We start from the raw sequence: 6,074 nt of genomic DNA on the forward strand, positions 1-6,074 counted from the left end.
TGGGAAAAATCACTACGGCTATAAAAATCATATAAGTATCGATAAGAAATATGGATTTATTCGCAAATATGAAGGGACAAATGCATCAGTTTATGACTCAAAAGTATTGGGAAAACTGATAGATATAGAGAATTCAGAACCAGAAATATGGGCAGATAGCGCCTATCGGAGTGAAGAAATTGAATGGCTCTTATCAAAGCTAGGATTTGAGAGCCAAATTAATGAAAAAGGGTGTATAGCGCTTCGCGCTAGGGAATAGGCAATAGGCTCTCTAGCAATAGCTTGTATGGCTTAGGTTCTAAGGCTTCAAGCTGTACCTCATAGAAGAGAGAAAGATACAAACCGTTAAGTGAAGAACAAAAATTAAGTAATAGAGAAAAATCAAGAACGAGGGCAAAAGTAGAGCATGTATTTGGAGCTTGGGTAATGTGCATGGGAGGAAAGCTTCTACGTTCGATTGGGAAAGTGAGAGCAAAAGCAAATATAGGTTTGAGAAATTTAGTATTTAATCTGCTCATACCATTTCTATGTAAAGATGCGCTTCATGATTGGCTCTAAACCCTTGCTACTCAAGGATTGATCGGTTGCAGCTTAAATGATATCAGATAGGTCTTCTGGTCAACCGCAGATATATAATTAAACCTCACTATAATTAGGGAGTTACAATAAAAAGTGATGGCTTCATGATTGACCGTCTATTCCTATATATAAAATCCCCTCTTTTTGAAAAAAGGTGGGCTTTTTTTATCTCATTAATTGCTCGAAAGAGCAATTAATAGAGGTGCCCTATATTTTTATGACAACCTGCATTATCTAGTTGCAGAAAATTCAGGGTTTCTGGAAATTCTTTTGATAACTGATTCACCAATAACTGAAAGCACTGATACCATTTCGCTATGAAGCTGCAACTGATCAATCCTTGAACAGCAAGGGTTTAGATCCAATTATGAAGCGCATCTTTACATAGAAATGGTATTCCTATATATTCCTTTGCTCTTTTCCTACCCATTATTATACCATTTCCCCTCTTCTGTCACTTTCGGAAATCACGATCGCTGTATCCCCTATGGAGAGAGAGATGTACTGATCTGACTGGATTTTCGAGTTTCTGTTAGGAAAAACTGTCGCGATCGCCGATACTGCAAGAGTTCTAGAATTCACTCAAGACAAGTGTTTTCCCAGTTTGACAGAAGAGGGTTACTTCTGTCTATAACACTTTCCCGGTCTATGAAGCTCACCGTTTCGCTCGGCGCTTAGAAATCATTCACACCCCACGCAATGGTAGTTGGTTGAATGTCGCTGAAACCGAGTTACCTGTGCTTTCTGAACAATGTCTCAAGCGTCGGATCGCCACGGATTTAGAACTCAGGAGTGAAGTTGATGCCTGGCAGCACGAGCGTAATCAGATGTGTGCAAAGGTAATTTGGCAATTTACTACGGAAGATGCACGGGTTAAACTAAACATCTTTATCTAGTGTTTGAGTGGGATGAATCCCTCTTTTTCTAATGCACCAAATTAGAGCGGTCACGGCACTACTGCACTACACCGTGACCCGGCTAAAATAGGGATCAGGTAATTCACAACAGTAGAAAACTATACCTAAAGAACCACACTACTAGCGCTCGCTCCACCCACATTGACTGCCGTCAGTCCAGTTCCGCCAATTGTGTCACTAAAATTACCCGCAGCATTCAGCGTCCCCGTACCATTATGGAGAATTGAGAATGTACCGCCATTCACAGCAAACGCATTATTCGTAACCGTCAAAAAGCCTCCCGCTCCCAAATCCGTACCCGGACGAATCGCCAACCCATTATTACTACCCGTCACTCGGTTATCCCGAACCACAATACTACCTGCATTACTCAACGTCGCTCCAAACGGAGACTCTCGCAGACGAATCGCCCCATCTGTGCCCCCATTATTTGTATTAATATTTTCCAACAGGTTATTCTGAATGGTGACTGTACCGCCACCGGCTCTCACACCAGCTACTTGAATCCCCTGCTGGCGCACTGCATTCAAACGATTACCACTAATATTGGCTGAACCAATCGTATCCAACAAGATTCCTGGAGCATCTTCACCAGCATTACCCACATTATTCACCGCATTATTAATAATATTTGCTGTATCTACCTCATAGATAAACATCGCCCGCTTTCCATTGCCCGTAATCCCATCAAACAAATTATCTTGAACCGTCAACGTACCAAACCCTTGAGGATTAGGCGAATTCAATACTCGGAAAATCCCATCTTCTATTAGATTGGTAAACCGATTACTCCTAATAACCACCTCACTACCTGGATCTCTCAAATTCATTACCGGAGTCGCTGCATCCCCATCACTGGTAAACTCGAAACCATTGATAATAATTGGCCCCGCAGGAGAACCAGGGCGGTCAAATTCCACAAACCCTCCTGCACCTCCAATAGTTGCTTCTGGGTTGCGAGTAGCACCCAACGCTTGATTGGCATTGGGCCCCAACAATTGCACGGGTTTATTAATATTAATCACCTGGCCAGGAATATACATCCCTGGTAGCACTTGCACCAAGCTACCAGTGGGTGTAGTAGAGACGCGATTAATCCCGCCCTGAATTTGAGCAAAGGCATTAATACCAATAATCCCGTCTCCCTCAGTCAGCGGCCCATCTCCATCGGGGTCAACGGGTGTACCATTGGCTAGAGTTGCCCAGTTATCATCCACATATACCCAATCATCATCCAGAATTTTCACCTGAGCCGTATTTGGAGTTCCTACGATATAAAACCCACTATTCGAGAGGGTAATCGTCACATCCTCAACCGTATTAGGACTATCATTATTAATCGGGACAACAGGTAATTCCACTGTTGTGGCTCCAGCCGGAATAGTTACACTCTCGTTGAGCATTTGGTAGCGTGTGCCATTTGCAGCCGTTCCCTGCACTGTATAGTTAACGGTCAGTGCAGCAGCAGTAGAGCCTCCAGTACGGGTGAGGGTAAAAATACCATTGGTGGCTGGGTCTCCTTCTACGGCAATATTGGTGGTCGCTTCGACCGATACCGTGGACGGTTGAGGAGGGGGAATCGGAGTGGGTGTCGGGGTTGGCGTTGGCGTTGGCGTTGGCGTTGGCGTTGGCGCAGGGATGGGATTTAAGTTCGTAGTAAAGTCTGCTACGGTAATCTGATTCGGATTAACCCCAGAGAGCACCATCAGATAGTTGCTGGTTACCCCATCTTGAATGACAGTGGTGCCAGTAAATGGCCCAGTTCCAGCAGTAATTAACAGATTTTCAAAGGCTAAACCCGGTTCTAAACCGAGTAAATCTTGTCCATCTTCAAAATCAACGGCAATATCTGCATCTGTAATTAACGGGCCGCCAGTGGTAGGAGATTGTCCAAATATATTACGCCGACCCATGACAAAAATATCCTGGCCGCCATCACCAAGCAGCACATCCGCGCCTAAATCTCCATGGAGAACATCATTTCCTCGGTCTCCGGATACCAGGTCATTGCCTTGACCGCCATAGAGGATATCATTCCCCTGACCGCCATAGAGGGTATCATTATCCTGATTCCCATTCATGAAATCATCATCCTGATTCCCAATCAGAATATCGGTTCCCTGTTCTCCGAAAATACTGTCGTTATTCTCATTCCCAGATAACAGGTCATTGCCGAAATTCCCGAAAATCAGGTCACCCCCTTGCTGAGAAAATACTGTATCATTACCAGCTAGGAGAAAAATTTGATCGCTTGCTGGGGTTCCGACAATGAAGTTATTGCCGGGCATACCGTTGATAACTGCCATGGGTTCACGTCCTCACCCTAACCACTAGCTTATTTTAGCCGAATCTGGATGGTTGTCACGCTATGTTATGGTTGATTTTAGTTAATGTAAGAAATAGCGCATTCGAGTAAATACCATCACTAAGGACGATTTCCCCGATTCGGACACCCCAGTAAAGACAATCAAGCGAAATAATCTATTACTTATCTAAGCTACTGGGATCTATGCCCAATTCCCTCAGTTTTTTAGCCCATTGTGCTACTTTTTCTTGCGCTTCACGAGCCTGCTGCTGGGCTTCATGAACCTGTTGTTGGGCTTGTAAAGTTTGCCTTTGAGCTTGCAAAGTTTGTTGCCGTGCTGATAAAAGTTGCTCTTCTGGAGTTAAATAGCGCTCTCCTTGATCATTATACCAATACAACCATTCTCTAGTTATCCCTTGATAGGTTCCTTCTGCTCTAGCGAGTCCTAAATTAAGTTCTGGCAACCAGAAGGGTTCTTCTCCTGGGAGAAGCTGATATTCTTCTCCTTTCAATTGATAGACTTCTAGCCGGGGTTTCCTTTTTCGTAAAGGGTTATAAATCGCATAGTATAAGATTCCCAACTCGGCATATTCTGCGTTCCTTTGTGTATATTATTTCCGTCGTTTTTGTGAAACCACCTCTAACGCCAAGCACTCAACGGTGAAACTCAGGTTTGTTTTATCAAGGGTGACGCAGGAACAGGGAAGTCGCGTCTGATTGAAGAATTTTTGGCGCATTCGGCATCCCTTGATGACAACTTACTGTTTACTAGAGGCAACTGCAATGCCCAAACCGGAATTAGCGATCCCTACATTCCTTTCCGAAATATTCTGGCAATGTTGGGCTGGTCTGGCTCGTTTCGGTGCAAGAGAAGGGGGATTACTTAAAGGTTTAGAAGACTTGGAAGATTTGGAAGAATTGGAACAACGCGCTAAGGCAGCAGAGAAAAGCCATGCCGACATCGAGCAATCCCAAATTTTCCTAAAATATACGGCTTTGCTCAGAAATTTAGCTGAACAATGTCCATCGGTTATTATCCTAGAGGATCTTCAATGGGTAGATAATTCTTCCAATACCCTCTTTTTCTATCTGGTTAGAGAGCTAAAAAATAGTCGCGTTTTGTTTGTTGGGTTATATCGCCCCAGTGATGTGGCAGCAGGACGGAATGGTGAGCGGCATCCTCTAGAGCAAATCTTGAACGAAATCAAACGGCTTTATGGTGATATATGGATTGATCTCGATCGGACAACTGAGGAACATGGACAGGCTTTTGTTAATGCACTGATTGATAGCGAACCTAACAAACTTAGTCCATCCTTTCGGAAAGTTTTGTTTGACCGCACTAGAGGTCATGCTCTATTTACAACAGAACTATTACACGCTATGCAAGAACGAGGGGATTTAGTCTAAGAAGAAGGATTTTGGTAGGAATCTAAGCAGCTTAATTGGAAGAAGCTCCCAGCAAAAGTTGAAGAAATTATTGAGGAGCGTATTACTCCTTTATCCCCTGAAATGCGTGAGATACTAAATATTGCTTGTATTGAAGGTGCAGAATTTACAGCCCAAGTGATTGCTAAAATTAAAGTAACTCAAGAACGAGATGTAATTACAAAACTATCATACCAACTGGAACAATGCCATCATTTAGTACAACATATCAGAGAAGAAAGGTTAGGAACAGTAATCCTATCGCAATACACATTTAGGGCACTTCTATTAATTGACTATACCGTGAATTCATGAGATAATTAAGAAAAAAGAAAGGTAAAAACATGGGTTAAATAAGTTCTTGGAATGTAGAGAACCGTCAGAAAAAGCTAAAGAATAAAAACCGCTGCTCTCTCAACTGAATGAATTAGTACCTTGGGAAGAGTTTTGTCCAATCCCTGAACAAATTCATGACCGTGAACTCTCAAGTAATGCCGGTTGTAAACCCCTAGATGTTATCTTAAGGGCACTTCTATTAATTGACTATACCGTGAATTCATGAGATAATCAAGAAAGAAAAAGTAAGGGAAAAAACATGGGTTAAATAAGTTTTTTGCACGTAGAGAACCGTCAGAAAAAGCTAAAGGAGAAAAAACCGCTGCTCTCTCAACTGAATGAATTAGTACATTGGGAGGAGTTTCGTCCAATCCTCGAATAAATTCATGACCGTGAACTCTCAAGTAATGCCGGTCGTAAACCCCTAGACGTTATCTTAATGTTCAAGTGAGTTATCCTACAAAAATTGTTCAATTTAAGTGACGATCAATTGGAGTACCAAGTCAATG

General features: G+C 42.7%; 4 protein-coding genes and 3 pseudogenes. 5 read left to right on the forward strand and 2 right to left on the reverse strand.

Annotation, left to right across the window (positions count from 1 at the left end; all coding sequences use genetic code 11):
• The 3 genes and pseudogenes from J7529_RS24275 to J7529_RS24280 form a co-directional block, all read left to right on the forward strand.
• Positions 1-259 (forward strand): transposase (locus J7529_RS24275; protein WP_318731119.1); only part of this gene is annotated, 259 nt, incomplete at its 5' end.
• A 65-nt stretch (positions 260-324) separates the two neighbouring features.
• Positions 325-558, forward strand: a pseudogene (locus tag J7529_RS24955) (transposase); the annotation flags it as partial.
• A gap of 638 nt (positions 559-1,196) precedes the next feature.
• Positions 1,197-1,507, forward strand: a pseudogene (locus tag J7529_RS24280) (IS630 family transposase); the annotation flags it as partial.
• A gap of 93 nt (positions 1,508-1,600) precedes the next feature.
• Here the strand turns inward: J7529_RS24280 and J7529_RS24285 are convergent.
• Positions 1,601-3,802, reverse strand: a complete 2,202-nt coding sequence (locus J7529_RS24285; protein ID WP_318731120.1) for a Calx-beta domain-containing protein — start codon at positions 3,800-3,802, stop codon at positions 1,601-1,603.
• 178 nt (positions 3,803-3,980) lie between these two features.
• Positions 3,981-4,382 carry a hypothetical protein gene (locus tag J7529_RS24290; protein WP_318731121.1) on the reverse strand — a complete coding sequence of 134 codons (402 nt, stop codon included), beginning with the start codon at positions 4,380-4,382 and terminating at the stop codon, positions 3,981-3,983.
• A gap of 99 nt (positions 4,383-4,481) precedes the next feature.
• On the opposite strand from J7529_RS24290, the pseudogene J7529_RS24960 reads away from it, so the two are divergent.
• Both J7529_RS24960 and J7529_RS24295 read left to right on the forward strand, forming a co-directional pair.
• Positions 4,482-4,574, forward strand: a pseudogene (locus J7529_RS24960) (hypothetical protein); the annotation flags it as partial.
• A gap of 10 nt (positions 4,575-4,584) precedes the next feature.
• Positions 4,585-5,211 carry an AAA family ATPase gene (locus J7529_RS24295; RefSeq protein WP_318731122.1) on the forward strand — a complete coding sequence of 209 codons (627 nt, stop codon included), beginning with the start codon at positions 4,585-4,587 and terminating at the stop codon, positions 5,209-5,211.
• Positions 5,212-6,074: the final 863 nt, after the last annotated feature.

The organism is Roseofilum sp. Guam (assembly GCF_017746735.1).
In the GTDB taxonomy this organism is placed as follows: Bacteria; Cyanobacteriota; Cyanobacteriia; order Cyanobacteriales; family Desertifilaceae; genus Roseofilum; species Roseofilum reptotaenium.

Bases quoted from the DNA above. Each gene is read 5' to 3' on its own strand.
- J7529_RS24285 (WP_318731120.1), bottom strand. From the start codon at position 3,802: ATGGCAGTTATCAACGGTATGCCCGGCAATAACTTCATTGTCGGAACC.
- J7529_RS24295 (WP_318731122.1), top strand. From the start codon at position 4,585: ATGCCCAAACCGGAATTAGCGATCCCTACATTCCTTTCCGAAATATTC.